Origin of the sequence: Actinophytocola sp., assembly GCF_049647105.1 — a bacterium.
In the GTDB taxonomy this organism is placed as follows: Bacteria; Actinomycetota; Actinomycetes; order Mycobacteriales; family Pseudonocardiaceae; genus Actinophytocola.
On record NZ_JBARWZ010000014.1, the window covers coordinates 49,417 to 66,091 of the forward strand.

General features: G+C 72.8%; 6 protein-coding genes. 5 read left to right on the plus strand and 1 reads right to left on the minus strand.

The window, feature by feature from the left end; translation table 11 throughout:
* Nucleotides 1-14 precede the first annotated feature (14 nt).
* The 4 genes from WBA97_RS01480 to WBA97_RS01495 are packed head-to-tail and all read left to right on the plus strand — an operon-like array spanning nucleotide 15 to nucleotide 15,873.
* Entirely contained in the window at nucleotides 15-9,746 is a 9,732-nt protein-coding gene (locus WBA97_RS01480) for an amino acid adenylation domain-containing protein (RefSeq protein WP_424228797.1), read from the plus strand.
* 19 nt (nucleotides 9,747-9,765) lie between these two features.
* Entirely contained in the window at nucleotides 9,766-12,423 is a 2,658-nt protein-coding gene (locus tag WBA97_RS01485; protein WP_424228798.1) for an amino acid adenylation domain-containing protein, read from the plus strand.
* On the plus strand, nucleotides 12,423-13,676 hold the full coding sequence (locus WBA97_RS01490) for an MFS transporter (protein ID WP_424228799.1): 1,254 nt from the start codon (nucleotides 12,423-12,425) through the stop codon (nucleotides 13,674-13,676). Before WBA97_RS01485 ends, WBA97_RS01490 begins: the two co-directional genes overlap by 1 nt.
* On the plus strand, nucleotides 13,663-15,873 hold the full coding sequence (locus tag WBA97_RS01495; RefSeq protein WP_424228800.1) for a penicillin acylase family protein: 2,211 nt from the start codon (nucleotides 13,663-13,665) through the stop codon (nucleotides 15,871-15,873). Before WBA97_RS01490 ends, WBA97_RS01495 begins: the two co-directional genes overlap by 14 nt.
* A gap of 29 nt (nucleotides 15,874-15,902) precedes the next feature.
* On the opposite strand, the gene WBA97_RS01500 is transcribed toward WBA97_RS01495, so the two are convergent.
* Nucleotides 15,903-16,013, minus strand: a complete 111-nt coding sequence (locus WBA97_RS01500) for a LuxR C-terminal-related transcriptional regulator (protein ID WP_424228804.1) — start codon at nucleotides 16,011-16,013, stop codon at nucleotides 15,903-15,905.
* A 101-nt stretch (nucleotides 16,014-16,114) separates the two neighbouring features.
* Between WBA97_RS01500 and WBA97_RS01505 the strand changes: the two genes are divergently transcribed.
* On the plus strand, nucleotides 16,115-16,675 hold a 561-nt coding region (locus WBA97_RS01505), incomplete at its 3' end, for a protein kinase domain-containing protein (protein ID WP_424228801.1).

Consider the following 16,675-nt stretch of genomic DNA (forward strand, 5'->3'; position numbering starts at 1 on the left):
GGAGGAGCGGCGGTATGGCACGTCCAGCGGACGGTTTCACCAGCGTCCCGGCAGCGCTCGAGCGCTGGGCCGGGGAACGTGGTGACGACACCGCGTTCACGTTCCTCGGCGCCGGTGGTGCGGTCGACCGGGTGCTGACCTACGCCGGGCTGGCCGACGAGATGGCGCGCGTCGCCGCGTTCCTGCGCACCGAGGTGCGCCCGGGGGACCGGGTGCTGCTGCTCTACCCGCCGGGTGCCGACTACCTCGCGGCGTTCCTCGGCTGCCTGTCCGCAGGCGCGGTCGCGGTGCCGCTGTACCCGCCGAGGCCCGGCGCGAAGCTGGACCGGATCACCGCCGTGGTCGAGGACTGTGGAGCCGCGCTCGCACTGACCACCGACCCGCTCGTGCCGCTGCTCGCGGACCTCCCCGTGCCCGTGCGGGCCACGGGCGGGCTGCCTGCCGCACCCGCGACCCCGGCCGCGCTCGGGGAGCCGGCGTTCCTGCAGTACACGTCCGGGTCGACGGGCACGCCCAAGGGCGTCATGGTGAGCCACGCCAACCTGGCGGCGAACCTGTCCGCGATCGAGGCCGGGTTCGGCATCGGCCAGGACGACGTGGTGCTCAGCTGGCTGCCGATGTACCACGACATGGGCCTGATCGGCACGACCCTGCTCCCGCTGTACACGGGGACACCCGCCGTGCTGATGCCGACGTTCGAGTTCGTGCGCGACCCGCTGTGCTGGCCGCTCGCGATCGCCGAGTTCGGCGCCACGTGCTCTGGCGGCCCGGACTTCGCCTACCGGCTGCTCGCCGAGCGGTACGACCCCGAGCGACTGTCCGGTGTGGATCTGGGCCGCTGGCGGATCGCGTTCAACGGCGCAGAGCCGGTGCGGGCCGCGACGATGGCCACGGTGACCGAACGCTATGCGGCACAGGGGTTCTCGCCGTCGGCGTGGTTCCCCTGCTACGGGCTGGCGGAGGCGACGCTGTTCGTCGCGGGGGTGGGTGCGGGTTACACGACCTCGGCGGTCGACGGGCGGGACGTCGTGTCGTCCGGGGCACCGGCACCGGGCACCACGGTGGTCGTCGTCGACGGCGACGGTGAGCCGGTGACCGGCCAGCCCGGCGAGATCCTCGTGCGGAGCCCCGGCGTCGCCGGGGGCTACTGGGGCAACCCGGACACGTCCGCGTTCCACGCCACGGTTCCCGGGCACACCGGGGAGTTCCTGCGCACCGGCGATCTCGGCGCGCTCGTCGACGGTGCGCTGCACGTCACCGGCCGCGTCAAGGACCTGATCATCATCGGTGGCCGCAACCACCACCCGCACGACCTCGAGGCCGCCGCCACCGGCACCGACGCGCGCCTGCGTGGTGCGGCCGCGTTCCAGACCGCCGACGGCGTCGTGCTGGTCGCCGAGCTGGTCGGCGCTGCGGTACGCCTTCACGCCGGGGAACTGGCGGCGCTGGCGTCGGTCGTGCGCCGGTCGGTGTCCGTCGACTGTGGACTCGACGTCGGCGAGGTCGTGTTCACCCGGCCGAACGCGATCCTGCGCACCTCCAGCGGCAAGATCCGCCGCGCCGCGACTCGCGAGCTGTTCGAGCGAGGGCAGCTGAAGACGCTCGGGCACGCCGCCGCGAGCACGGCGCCCACCGGCCTGCGTGCCGTGCTCGTCGAGAGGATCGGCTTCGCGGTGGGCGCCGCCGACGCCGCCCGGCCGCTGGCGGCGCTCGGCCTGGACTCCATGAAGCTCGTCGCGCTCAAGGGCGCGGCGGAGGCGTACACCGGCACCCGGCTCCCCGCCGAGCTGTTCTTCGGCGACGGCTCCCTGAACGACGTTCTCGCCGCCACCGGCCTGCCTGCGCGGGAGCCCGCCGAGGTGCCGGACGAGTGCGCCGCCACGGACAGCCAGCTGCAGATGCTGTTCCACGACCAGCTCCACCCGGACGACCGCTCGAACACGCTCTCGACCGCGCTGCGCCTGGATCACTCCTTCGAGGCCGACGAGGTCCGGGCCGCGGTCGCGGCCGCCGTCGCCGCACATCCGGCACTGCGCACCACGATCCGCGACGGCCACCAGCACGTCCACGACGACGCCCGGTTCGACTGGACGGTCACGGACCTCACCGACGAGACCGACGGGGCCGCCTTCCTCACCCATGTCGCCGGGCAGCCGTTCGACCTCGCGGACGGCCCGCTCGTCCGCGCGGCCGTGGTGCTCACCCCGGCGAGCACCACGCTGCTCGTCGCCTGCCACCACGCCGTCGCCGACTACGTGTCGCTGCGCGTCGTGCTCACCGACGTCGTCGCCAACCTGGTGGGGGACAAGGGCTTCGCGCTCACCGACGGCACCGCCGCCGACCCGCGTTCCTGGACCGCAGAGCAGGCCCGCCTGCTCGCGACACCGGAGGCGCGGACGCGTCTCGCCGACCTCGCCGACCGGTGGCGACCCGCCCGCAACGAGGTGCTGTTCCCCGCGCCACCGGCCCAGCAGCGGCGCCGCAACCCCGCCGCCGTCGTGGACTTCGCGGTCGACGCCGATCGCACCACCGAGCTGTACGCGCGGAGCGCCGCCCTCGGCGCCACCGCCTTCGTCACCGTCGCCGCCGCGTACCTGCGTGCACTGCACCGGGTGACCGGCAACCCCGCCGTCACCATCGGCACCACCCACCACGGCCGCACCGACACCCGTTTCGCGAACACCGTCGGCTACCTCGTGAACCCCGTGCCGCTGCGGGCCGACTTCGCCGACGGCGACCGGTTCGCGGACGTCGAGAACCGCGCCCGCGCCGAGCTGCGCGACGCGTTGCGCACCGCTGACCTGCCGTTCGCCGCGCTGGTCCGCGCGCTCGCCCCCGACCGGCACGGGCAGAACCCGCTGTTCCAGGCGACCCTCACCTACCAGCAGTCCTCGGACGGACGGCTCGGCGACGGCTTCGCGATCCCGTCGAGTGGCGCGCACGCCACGGTCGGGAGTGTCGGCGTCAGCGTCGTCGACGTGCCGCCGAGCGACGTCGCGTTCGCGCTCAGCCTCTACGGCGCCCGCGACGGTGACCGCACCGTGTACCGGCTCGTGTACCAGCGGGAGCTCGTCGGCGAGGCCGTCGCGCTGCGCGTGGTCGACGAGTTCCGGCTCGCGCTGGACGAGGCGCTCGGCCGGGTGGCCGAGGTCGTCGAGGATGTCGCCGCGCCCACCCTCGGCTGGGCGACCAACCTGTCCTCCGGTTTCGCCAGGTCGGTCGAGCTGTACGGCGACCGCACCGCGATCCGGTGCGGCACCGAGAGCCTGACCTACCGGGAGCTGGAGGAGCGGGTCGCCGCACTCGCCGGGACGGTCGCCGCCCGGTCCGCGTCGGACGGTGCGACGGTCGGCATCCTGCTGGACCGCTCGATCGACATGGTGGTCGCCGCGCTCGCCGTCGTCCGCGCCGGGGCCGCGTACGTGCCGGTGGATCCGTCGACTCCGGTGGCCCGCACCGCGCTGATCCTCGCCGACGCCGCGCCCGCGCTGGTGCTCACCTCGACCGCGCTGGCCGACCGGGTCGGCACCGCCGCGCCCGTCGTGCTGGTCGACGAGTCGGTGGCCGCCGCGCCGCTGCCCGCCGAGGCGTGCCGGGCCGGGTGGGACACGCCCGCGTACGTGATCTTCACGTCCGGCACCACCGGCAGGCCCAAGGGCGTGCAGGTCTCGCACGGCAACCTCGTGCGCCTCTTCACCGCCACCGAGGACCGGTACGGCTTCGGCCCCGACGACGTGTGGACCCTCTTTCACTCGTTCGCGTTCGACTTCTCGGTGTGGGAGATGTGGGGCGCGCTGCTCTACGGCGGCTGCGTGGTCGTCGTGCCCCGCGACGTCGCCACCGACCCGGCCGCGTTCCGCGCCCTGCTGCGGGACGAGCGCGTCACGGTCCTCAACCAGACGCCGACCGCGTTCACCCAGCTGATCGCCGAGGACGCGCGGCACCCCGACCGGCTGCCGCTGCGGCACGTGGTCTTCGGCGGCGAGGCGCTGCGGCTCGCCGGCCTGCGCCGCTGGGTCGCCAAGTACGGCGACACCGCGCCCCGCCTGGTGAACATGTACGGCATCACCGAGACCACCGTGCACGCCTCGTACCGCCCGGTCGTGCGTGCCGACCTCGACCGCACCGACAGCCCGATCGGCATGCCACTGTCCGATCTGGACTTCGTGCTCGTCGACGGCGACCTGAACCCGGTGCCGGACGGGGAGCCCGGCGAGATCGTGGTCACCGGTCCCGGTGTTGCGCTCGGCTACCTGAACCGGCCCGACCTGACCGCAGAGCGGTTCGTGCCGGTCGGTGGCGTCCGGGGCTACCGGTCCGGTGACCTCGCGGTGCGCACCGGGCAGGGGGAGTACGTCTACCAGGGTCGCGGCGACGACCAGGTCAAGATCCGCGGGTTTCGCATCGAGCTTGGCGAGATCCAGGCCGCGCTCACCGATGCGCCAGGGGTGCGGCAGGCTGCCGTGGTGGTGGACCGGCCGTCCGCGGCGCACGTGGTGGCGAAGCGTCCCGCGTCGGTGTTCCGGCTCGCCGACACCCGTGAGCTGGTCCGCGGCACCGGCGAGCGGCCCACGGCGACCACCGGCCCCAGGATCATCGCGTACGTGGTCGGCGAGGTGGTCGCCGATGACGTGTTCGCGCACCTGCACGCCGGCCTGCCCGCCTACATGGTGCCCGCGTTCGTGGTCGCGGTCGAGCAGATCCCGCTCAACCACAACGGGAAGGTCGACACCGGCCGCCTGCCGGCGCCGACCGCGGCGAACGCGCTGCGGGTGTCCACATCGGACGATGTGACGGCGAGCCCGGCCGAGCGGCGGATGTGCGCGCTCTTCGAGGAGGTCCTCGGCACCACCGGCGTCCGCCCCGACGACTCGTTCTTCGCCATCGGCGGCGACTCGATCGTCGCGCTGCGCCTGCGAACCGCGGCACTCGCGGGCGGCATCGCGATCGAGCTGGCGGACATCTACGCCCTGCAGACCCCCAGGGCGATCGCCGCCGCGGCGGGCGCACCACCCGAGGAGGCCGCCGCCCCGGTCGCGCCGTTCGCGCAGCTCGGCGCGGACGACAGGGCGCTCGTGCCGCACGGGGTGGTCGACGCCTACCCGGTCAGCACACTGCAGGCGGGTTTCCTGTTCCACAGCGCGTACCAGACCGACGTGAACATGTACTGCGACGTCTTCATGTTCACCTTCGGCGCCCGCTACGACCACGCGGCGATGCGTGCCGCCGTGGACCGCGCCGTCGCGAAGCACGAGATGCTGCGGACGTCGTTCGACTTCACCCGCTACTCCGAGCCGCTGCAGCTCGTGCACGACACCGCGGACCTGCCGCTCACGCACGCGGACCTGCGCCACCTCGACGAGCAGGCGCGCCAGGCCGAGCTGGACGCCTGGTGCGAGACGGAGAAGCAGACGCCCTACGACTGGGCCACCCCGCCGCTCGTGCGGTTCGCCGTGCACGTCCTCACCGACGACACGTTCCGGTTCGCCATGAGCTTCCACGACGCCACGCTCGACGGGTGGAGCGAGTCGGTGATGATGACCGGCATCCTCACCGAGTACTGGGCGCTGCTCCACGACCGCGCGCTGGGTGAGATCGAGCCACCCGTACGCCGCTACGCCGACTTCATCGCCGCAGAACGCGAGGTCATGTGCAGGCCTTCCGCACGCGAGTTCTGGGCGCGGGAGATGGCCGACGTGGTGCCGACCCCGTTGCCGTCGCTGGCCTCCGGCGCACGCGACATCCATGACGGGCGCATGGGCTTCCTGTCCGTCGACCTGCCCGCCGACGTGTCGCTGCGGCTTGACGACCTGGCCGGTGAGCTGCGGGTGTCACTCAAGCACGTGCTCGTCGCCGTGCACGCCCGCGTGCAGGCACTGTTGTCCGGGCAGGCCGAGGTCGTCGTCGGCATCGTGTCCAACGGCCGCGTCGCCGAGGAGGGCGGCACCGACGCGCTCGGCGTCCACATCAACGTCGTGCCGTTCCGGCTGTCCCCGACCGGGCGCACCTGGACCGAGCTGGCGCACACCGTGCTGGCCAAGGACACCGAGCTGCTCGCGACGCGCGGGTTCCCGTACGCGGAGATCCGCCGGCTCGCAGGCGCTGGTGGCGACCTGTTCGACGTCAGCTTCAACTTCACGCACTTCCACGGCTACGAACGGCTCGCCGCCGCCACCGGCATCGAGGTGCTCGACGCCAGGGCGTACATGCAGACGAGCTTCGCGCTGCGGGTGGAGCTGAACAAGGACCCGTTCACCCGGCTGCTGTCGATCGACCTCGAGGCCAACATGGAGCGGGTCGGCGAGGCGCAGCTGCACCGGATCGGCGAGGCGTACCGCAACGCCCTCGAACACGTCGTGACCGCGCCGGAGCAGGTGCCGACGAACCGGGACCTGCTCGGTGAGGACACCTACCGGCAGCTGCTGGCCGCGAGCCGAGGGCCCGTGCTCCCGCCCGCCGACGACGGTTTCCTCGCCACGTTCGCGAAGTCCGTCGCCGCGCACCCCGACCGGGTGGCCGCGGTGTGCGGCGACGACGCCGTCACCTACGCCGACCTGGCCGCGCGGGTCGCGACCGGCGCAGGGTGGCTGGCGGCGCGTGGTGTGCGGCCAGGGGACGTGGTCGCATTGCGCGCGGGCCGCGACATCGGCTACCTCGTCGCGTTGATGGCGGTGATGCGGGTCGGCGCGGTGTACCTGCCGCTGCCCGCTGGGCCCGCGTCGCGGGTGGCGAGCATGCTGCGGCGCGGCAAGGCGGTGCTGGTGCTGCACGACGACGCCTCGGCGGACCTCGTGCGCGAGGCGGCGGATGGCATCGACACCGCCCGGCTCGCCGGCATCGGCGAGTGCACGCCCTTCACCGGGCCGCTCCCCGGCGGGCGCGACGGCGCCTACATCATCTTCACGTCCGGCTCCACCGGCGAGCCGAAGGGCGCGCTGATCCGGCACGACGGCATGCTGAACCACGTCCTCGCGAAGGTCGGCGTGCTGGGCATCGCGGCGGAGGACCGGGTGTCGCAGGACGCCGCCGCCACCTTCGACATCTCGCTGTGGCAGTGGTTCTCGCCGCTGGCCGTCGGCGCCACCACCGTGATCTACCCGGACGAGATCAGCCAGGACCCGCCCCGCCTGCTGCGCGCGGTCGCCGAGGACGGCATCACCGTGCTCGAGGTGGCACCCTCGGTGCTCAGCGTGTTCTCCGCCGAGCTGGCGCACTACGGGGTTGCCGCGTACCCGCCGTTCGCGCTGCGCTGGGTCGCGTCCAGCGGCGAGACGCTGAAACCGGGTGCGGCCAACGAGTTCCGCCGCCTCCTGCCGGACGTGCGGCTGCTGAACATGTGGGGCATCACCGAGACCTCCGACGACACCACGCACCACGAGGTCAGCTCCGATGTGGACGAGCGGCTGCCGTCGGTGGCCGTTGGCACGCCGATCGAGAACACCGCCGTGTACGTGCTGGACGGGACCGGGCAGCCGGTGCCGGACGGCACGCCGGGGGAGCTGTACGTCGGCGGGGTCGCGGTCTGCGCCGGCTACGTCAACGACCCCGACCGGACCGCGGCGGCGTTCGTGCCCGATCCGTTCGAGCCGGACGCCACGCTGTACAGGACCGGCGACCGCGGCCGGGTGCTCGCGGACGGCTCGCTGGAGTTCCTCGGCCGCGTCGACCGCCAGCTCAAGATCCGCGGCCAGCGCGTCGAACTTGGCGAGGTCGAGGCCGCGCTCGCCGCGGTGCCGGGGGTCGGCGAGAGCGCGGTGGTGGTACGCACCGACGACGGCGCCAACCGTCTCGCGGGGTTCTTCGTGGCCCGCGCCGAACTGTCCACAGCGGACATTCGGGCGGCGCTCGCCGGGGTGCTGCCTCGGTACGCGGTGCCCGACTTCCTCGTCGGCCTCGACGAGCTGCCGAGGACCCCGCACGGCAAGGTCGACACGAAAGCGTTGCAGCGCACCGAGGTGCTGCCCGCCCTCGAACAGACCGCCGTCGAGCCACCCGCGACCGCCACCGAGGCCGCCGTGCTTGAGGTGATCGGAGCGGTGCTGAAGACCGGCGCGCAGAACCCGACCGCGGACTTCTTCGAGCTGGGCGGCCACTCGCTGCACGCCACGCATGTGATGGCGCGGTTGCGGGACCGGTTCGGTGTGCGGCTGCCACTGCGGCTGCTGTTCGAGCACCCCACCGCCCGCGGGGTGGCCTCGGCGATCGACGACGCGGTCGGCGACTGGCGCGCCGAGGAGGTCACCGCGCACGGCATCCCGGACCGGCCATCGGGCATGACACGGTTCCCGCTCACCCTCAACCAGGCCAGCCTCTGGTTCCTGCACCAGGTGGACCCGGACGACCGCGCCTACGACAACCTCAGCCTGCTGCACATCAGGGGCCCGCTCGACGTGGCCGCGCTGCGGGCCGCGGTGGCCACCATGGTCCGCCGCCACGAGGTGCTGACCGCACGGTTCGGCGACCAGGGCGGTGTGCCGTACCAGACGCCCGCGCCGGGCGCGCCGGTCGAACTGGAGGTGCTCGACGCGACCGGCGTCCCCGCCGACCGGGACGCGGTGGTCGCGCACGTCCGTGCCCAGGACCACCGCTTCGACCTCGCCATCGGCCCGCTCGCGATCGCCCGGCTGCACCGGTTCGGTCCCGAGGACCACGTGTTCGAGTGGCGGCTGCACCACATCGTCACCGACGGCTGGTCCTCCGACGTCGCCATGCGTGAGATCCGCGAGGCCTACCTCGCCAGCATCGAGGGCCGTGAACCCGATCTGCCCGAGCCGCGGGTGCAGTACGCCGACTACGCGCGCTGGCAGGAGGACTTCCTCGCCACGCACGCGCAGCCGGAGGAGAACTTCTGGAAGTCCTATCTGGACGGATACGGCGGCGTGCTGGACGTCGCCACCACGTACCCGAGGACGCCCGACCGGGCGCGGACCGCGGGGTACGCGACGCACACGTGGGACCGTGCCACGGCCGGGCGGATCGCCGCGTTCGCCGCGGCGCGGCAGGTCACCCCGTTCATCCTCGGGCACGCGGTCACCGCGGTGCTGATGGCGAAGGCGGCGCAGCAGTCCGACGTGGTGGTCGGCGCGGTCGTCGCTGGCCGGACCGTGCCGGAGACCGAGAACCTGATCGGGTTCTTCGCGAACACGTTGCCACTGCGGTACTCCGTGGACGTGACCGCCACCCCGGCGGCGGTGCTCGGCGCGGTCGCGGACAGCGCGGTGAGCGCGCTGGAGAACCAGCTGCTGCCGTTCGGCCGGATCGTGGAGTCCAGCGGGGTCGGCCGCACGCCGGGGATGGCGCCGCTCATGCAGGTGCTCACCACGTTCGACAACTTCCCGTTCGACATGGCCGGTCTGCCGGGGCTGACGAGCACGCTCGTCCAGGTGCCGCAGGAGACCAGCCGGTTCGACCTGCTGTTCCGGTTCGTCGAGTGGGACGGGCTCGAGCTCACCATCCAGTACGACGCGACGCTGTTCTCACCCGGGGCCGCGGCGCAGCTCCTCGACGGCGTGGTGCGGCTGCTGGACTTCTTCGTCGCGGCACCGGACCGGCCGCTCACCGAGGCCGTCCTGTGCGGTGACGAGACCCGGACCGCGCTCGCCGCGCTCTGGCGCGACCTCACCGGCACCGAGCTGGCGTTCGACGCGACGACGGCGGACACCGTCCTCGCGTCCGAGCACGCCGCGGAGTTCCTCGACCTGGCCGACCGCCGTGGCCTGCTGACCGCGCTCCTGCTGGCGCTGTGACCTGAAACTGGAGGACACGATGGGGATCGATCGCGCCGAGGGGTTGCGGCAGCGGCTCGCGAGACAACGCGGCGTCCCGCTGCCCAGCGCGCCGGGGCCCGCGAACCTCGCCGACGCGTTCGCCCGCTCGGTCGAACGGCACGGCGACCGCATCGCGGTGCGGTGCGACGGGGTCGCACTGTCCTACCGGGACCTGGACACCCGCGTCGCCGAGCTGGCCGGGACGCTCCGCGACCGCGGCACCGGGCCGGACGCGCTGGTCGGGATCCTGCTGGACCGGTCGATCGACATGGTGGTGGCCGCGCTCGCGGTCGTCCGTGTCGGGGCCGCGTACGTGCCGCTCGACCCGGCCACACCGGTCGCCCGCGTCGAGCTGATCCTGACCGACGCCGCGCCGGCGCTGGTGATCACGTCGCGGTCGCTCGCCGACCGCGTGAGCGCCGCGACGCTGCTGGTCGACGAGCCGCACCCGGCCGCGGTCCCGCTACGCGACTGCCCGGCCGACCGGGACGCCAGGGCGTACGTGATCTTCACCTCCGGCACCACGGGCAGGCCGAAGGGCGTGCAGGTGTCGCACGGGAACGTGCTGTGGCTCTTCCGCGACAGCGAGGCGGTGTACGGGTTCTCCCGTGACGACGTGTGGTCACTGTTCCACTCGTTCGCGTTCGACTTCTCGGTGTGGGAGATGTGGGGTGCGCTGCTGTACGGCGGGTGCGTCGTCGTGGTGCCGTCGGAGACGGCGAAGGACCCCGCCGCGTTCCGGACCCTCCTGCGCGACGAGGGCGTCACCGTCCTCAACCAGACACCGACCGCGTTCGGCCAGCTGATGGCCGAGGACACCCGGCACGCCGACCGGCTGCCGCTGCGGCACGTGATCTTCGGCGGCGAGGCCCTGCGGTTCGGCGACCTCGCGCCGTGGTTCGCCAAGTACGGCGACACCGCGCCCCGGCTGGTGAACATGTACGGGATCACCGAGACGACGGTGGTGTCGACGTACCGGCCGGTGAGCCGCGCCGATCTGTCGCGTTCGGACAGTTCCATCGGGGTGCCCATGTCGGAGCTGGACTTCCGGCTCGTCGACGAGGACATGAACCCGGTGCCGGACGGCGAGGTCGGCGAGATCGTGGTGACCGGGCCGGGGGTCGCGCTCGGCTACCTGAACCGGCCGGAGCTGACCGCCGAGCGGTTCGTGACGCTCGGCGGCACCCGCGGCTACCGCTCCGGCGACCTCGCGGCCCGCACGCAGAACGGTGAGCTGGTCTACCACGGCCGCCGCGACGACCAGGCCAAGCTCCGCGGCTACCGCATCGAGCTTGGTGAGGTGGAGAGCGCGGTCGCCGCCGTGCCCGGCCTCGTACGGGCGGCCGTCGTCGTGCGCGATCTGCCGGGTCGCGGCCCGAGCCTGGTGGCCTATGTGGTGCCCGAGCCCGGTGCGCCCGCCGCCGAGGCCGTCCGGGACCTGCTCGCCGAGGTACTGCCCGCGTACATGCTGCCCGCGCGGATCGAGTTCCTCGACGCGATGCCCATGACCGGCAACGGGAAGCTCGACCGCACGGCGCTGCCCGACCCGGCCGCCGAGTCCGCGCCCGCCCGGGAAACCACCGCCATGGACCCGGTCACCGCCAGGGTGCACGACATCGTGGCCGGGCTGCTCGGCGTGCCATCGGTCGCCACGGGCACCGACTTCTTCGCCCTTGGTGGGCATTCCCTGCTCGCCACCCGGGTCATCGCCGCGGTGCGGGAGGAGTTCGGCGCCGACGTGTCGCTGCGCGACTTCCTCCTGAACCCGACGGTGCACGCGCTCGCCAACGCGGTGCGGGCATCGGTCACGGTGCCGACGGCGACCTCGCACCTGCTTCCCCTGCGACACCACGACGAGCCCGCTCCCGTCGTGGTGTCACTCCCCGGCGCCCTCGGGTTCGGGTTGTCGTTCGCGCAGCTGTCCTCAGCCATGCCGGGCCGCGCCTGGTACTCCGTCGACCTCGGCGACCTGGCCGCGGGCCGGGGCGCCGAGCTGACGCTCCCCGCGTTGCTCGCCGATCTCGCGGTTCTCGTCGTCGAGGCGGCGAAGGGCAGGCCGGTGCACCTGGTCGGGCACTCGCTCGGCGGCACACTCGGGTTCGCGCTCACGCCGGTGCTCCGCGCGCTCGGACAGGAGGTCGCGAGCCTCGCGTTGTTCGACGCCGTCGACCCCGTGCTGCTGACCCAGGAACTGGCCACGTCCAGGGACCACCGGATGTGGGAGTACCTGATGCACGTCGCGACCGTGTTCCCCGCCGCGACCACCCGCTGGCCGGGTGCGCTCCCGACCGAGGACACGGTCCAGGAGGAGGACGTCGTCCGGCAGGCCGAGTCGCTGCTCGACCGGGACGTCGCGGACCTGTTCACCCACGGGCTCCTGCCCGCCTTCCACGGCTACCGGCGACTCGCCGACCTGCCGTGGCCCACCCCGGCGCCGGTGTCCTGCCCGGCGCTGCTGGTGCAGGCGAACACCGCGTCGCTCGGCGCCCGGCAGATCGCGGGTTGGGCGGCGCTTCTGCCGGGAACCCTGACCACGACATCGATCGACGCAGGCCACATCGGCATGATCGCCGCCCCGCACGCCACCACGCTCGCGGACCTGTTGACCGCGTTCCACGCCCGGGTGGAACGCCCAAGCCAACGGAAGGCCTCCTGATGACCACCAGCGAGACCACACTGGACCGTCCACCGTTCCTGGCCAAGCTGCTGGTCGCCGGGTCCGGCATCATGAGCCTCGCGATCGCGATCACGGTGCCGTTCCTCGCGATCTTCCTGGCGCGTGAGATGGACATGGCGCCGACCACGATCGGCCTGCTGATCGGCTCTTCGGTGTTCTTCTCGATCTTCGCGGGCTTCCTCGGCGGCACCCTGTCCGACATCTTCGGGCGCACCAGGGTCCTGCTGTGTTCGATGCTCGGCGTCGCGTTGTCGTTCGTCGGGTTCTACCTCGGCGGGCACGTGGCGCTGATGTTCGTCTTCAACGCCACGCTCGCGCTGTCCACCGCGTCGTTCAGCCCGGTCGGCAAGGCGCTGCTCTCCGACCTGCTGCCCGCTGGCGAACGGGTGCGGTGGTTCTCCTACCAGTACCTCGTCGCGAACGTCGGTTTCGCGGTCGGCCCGCTGGTCGGCGTGTACCTCGGGCTGTCCGGCGGGCGCAGCGCGTTCCTCGTCGCCGCGGTGGCGTACGGGGTGTACTTCGTACTGCTGGCCGGATCGCTCCGCACGGGCCACGCGGTCGTCACGAACAAGCCTGCGGCGTCGACGGAAGGGACGGTGCTGTCCCGGTTCCGCGACAGCGCACGCGCCGTCGCCACCGACCGCAGGCTCCTGTGCCTGCTCATCGCCGGGCTGCTGCTGGAGTCGGTGCACCTGCGGATCTCGGCGCTGCTCGCGCAGGACCTCGACATGGAGTTCGCCGACGGCGCCCGGATCCTCGCCATGGTGATGGCGGCCAACGCGATCACGGTCGTGGTGTTCCAGCTGTTCGCGTCGAAGTTCGTGATGCGCCGCGACCCGGTGACCGCGATCGTGATCGGCGGGATCCTGATGTTCATCGGCATGGCCGGGTTCGCCACCGCGACCACCGCATGGCACTTCGTGGTCGCCATGGTGATCTTCAGCATCGGCGAGACGTTCATCGTGCCGTCCGAGTTCGCGGTCATCGACCGGATCGCGCCGGAGGACCGGCGCGGCAGCTACTTCGGCGCGCAGACGTTCGGGCAGCTCGGCGGCTTCGTCGGGCCCTACATGGGCGGTCTGCTGCTGGCGACGTGGAACGGCACGGTGATGTTCTTCGCGATCGGGTCGCTCGCGCTGGTGAGTGCCGCGTTCTACCTGGTCGTCGGCCGCCGGGTGCCGGGGCTGATGCGGCCGGTGGCGGAGAAGGAGTCCGCAGGTGCCAGTAGCTGAGTGGGCGGTCCGGCAGGTCACCCGGCTCGGCCGGTACCGCCTGACCGGTACGCGGCGGGTCGCGGGGTTGCGCTCCGGCGTGGCGATCGGCCGCGACCACCGCGGCGTGCCGACCGTGTGTGCGGACGACGAGGCGGACCTGTACTTCGGGCTCGGCCACGCGCAGGCGAGCGACCGGCTGTGGCAGATGGATGTGCTGCGGCGCCGGGCGTCTGGCCGCTTGTCTGCGGTGCTCGGGCCCGCGCTCGTCGCGGAGGACACCCGGTGGCGGCGGCTCGCACTGGCCAGGGTGGCGCGGCAGAGCATGGCGCTGCTGGACGAGCGCACACTCACCAACCTCGAGGCGTTCAGCGCCGGGGTGAACGCGGTCATGGGCAGGCGGTGGTGGCTGCCACCGGAGTTCGTGCTGCTGCGGTACCGGCCGGAGCCGTGGACGCCGCTGGACTCAGTGCTGGTCGTGAAGCAGCTGGGGTTCGAGCTGGGGCTGAACCTGCGGCACGAGGTGTTCCGGGGCCAGGACATGACTCCGGCGCTCGCGGCACAGCTGCGTACGCCGAGGTACCCGGCGGACGGCCCGGTGACGGTGCGCGCCAACGGCGGACCCGCTGGCCCGATGGGGGAGCTGCCCGCGCCGTCCCGGGTGTGGCTCGCGGACCTGCTGGACGGCGAGCGGACGATCGGGTCGAACGCGTGGGCCGTCGCGGGGGAGCGGACCGCGTCGGGCTTTCCGTTGCTGGCCAACGATCCGCACGTCGCGTTCACCCAGCCGAGCCTGTGGTACCAGGCTGGGTTGCGACTCGGCGACGCCACCGGTTACGGCGTGACGGTGCCGGGCATCCCCGGCCTGATCGCGGGCGCGTCCCGCGACCTCGCGTGGGGCATCACGAACTCGTGGGCCGACACCCAGGACCTGGCGACGGACCCGCCCCCGCCGTCGTGGCGGGAGGAGAGTGCCGTCGAGGTCCGCGGTGGCGACCCGGTGCCGGTGACCGCCGAGGGCGGCGACGGCTGGGTCGCGTTCGGCGAGGGCAGCGGCCTGTTCTGGAGCGGTTGCACACCGTCCGCGGAGATCCAGGCGTGCCAACGGATGTGGCGTGCGGAGTCCTATGTGGAGTTCCGCGAGGTGTTGCGGTCCTTCGGCGTTCCGGTGCTGAACGTCGTGGTGGCGGGCCGGGACGGCACCATCGCGGTGAAGACCGCGGGCCGGGTGCCGGACCGGGTGCGGGGGAGCGGGCTGGCCCCCTCGGCCTTCGACACGGTCGCGGCGTCGTGGCGGGAGTTCGTGCCGTTCGACGCGCTGCCCGAGTCGGTGAACCCGCCGGCGGGCTACCTGGTGTCGGCGAACCACAAGCTGTTGCCCGACAACGCGTCGCCCGACCTTGGTGGTGACTGGATGCCGCCCTACCGTGCGGAACGGATCGAGGAGCTGATCCGCACCACGCGGAAGGTGACGGCGGACGACTGCGCCCGCTGGCAGACCGACGACCGCAACGGCCGCGCGCGGCTGTTGCTCCCCCTGCTCCTGGCCGCGACTCCCGTGACCCCGGCGACTCAGGCAGGCCGGGCATGCCACGACACCCTCGCGACCTGGGACCACCACGACCGCGGCGACGCGGCAGCACCGCTGGTGTTCGCCCGCCTGATGCTGGCACTGGCCGACGAATGGCTCGGCCCCCTCGCGATGACCGCCCCCGACCTGGTGCTGCAGGTGGACCACCTGGTGCGGACACCGGCGGCGCGCGAGGCACTGGGACTGGCCCCGCTGGCGGACACGGTCGCGTCGCTGCTGGACCGCATCGGCGGGGCACTGACCGACGAGTTCGGCGACCCGTCGTCCTGGCGCTACGACACCGAGCACCGCATCACCGACCCGCACCCGCTGGGGCAGGGCGGCGCCGCGCTCCGTGCCGTGTTCTGCACCCCACCCACCCCGGTGGGCGGCAGTTCCCAGACGGTCGGCCTGATGGCGGCGGTCCGCGAGGGCCACGTCGTCGAGGGCGCCCCGTGGCGCATGGTGGCCGACCTGGACCCGGCGGCCCCCCGAATCCGCGACGTCCTACGCCACGGCGCCTCCGGCCATCCCGCCTCACCCCACTACGACGACCAGACCGCATGCCACAGCCGCGGCGAACTACCGACGGTGCCGACGCCGCCCGAGGATGGCGCCACCCTCACACTCCGTCCCGGCTCCGCGTAGGAGCCCCGACACCAACCTGCTCGGGGGCGTCAGTCGAGGATGCGCACCAGTTCGACGCGGGAGCGCACGCCGAGGCGGGTGAAGATGTTGCGCAGGTGGTGTTCCATGGTGCGCTGGCTCAGGAACAGGCGGGCGGCGATCTCGCGGTGGTGGTCTTTTCCGTTGTGGCCTTACGGAGCGGGGGGATGCGTTACCTTCTGCTTGCTCTGCGTAGCGTCTACGTTGGACAGGAGAAGGTTTCGTGCAGCTGCGACCGGGATCGAATCTCGGGACACTGATGGCGGGTGCGGCGACCGGACTGACCGCGGCCCAGGTCAGCCAGGTCGCCACGGCGGTGGCCGGTGCGCTGGACCACGGGCACGGCCAGGGTTTCGCGCACGGTGACGTGCGGCCGTCGAACATCGATATCGGCCCGTACGGCCAGGCGGTGCTCAGAGATGTCGGCATCGGCGCCCTCGACGCGACCTACGCGCCCCCGGAGCGACTGCTTGGCGCACAAGCCGACGGGCTGGCCGACCAGTACTCGTTGGCGTGCACCGTGTTCCGCCTGCTCACCGGGCGCGACCCATACGGGGGCACCGACTCGGCGGCGGTGGCCGCCGCACATCTCGGGCAGCCGGTGCCGTCGGTCCTGACGGTCAACCCCTACCTGGAGCCGCGGCTCGACGAGGTACTCGGGCGCGCCATGGCCAAGGACCCTCGGTACCGCTACGCCTCCTGCGGCGCGTTCGCAGGCGCCCTCGCCGCGAGCATCGCGCCACCGCCGCCACCGCGGCCGCACGTGCCGTCCCCGCCCCGGCGC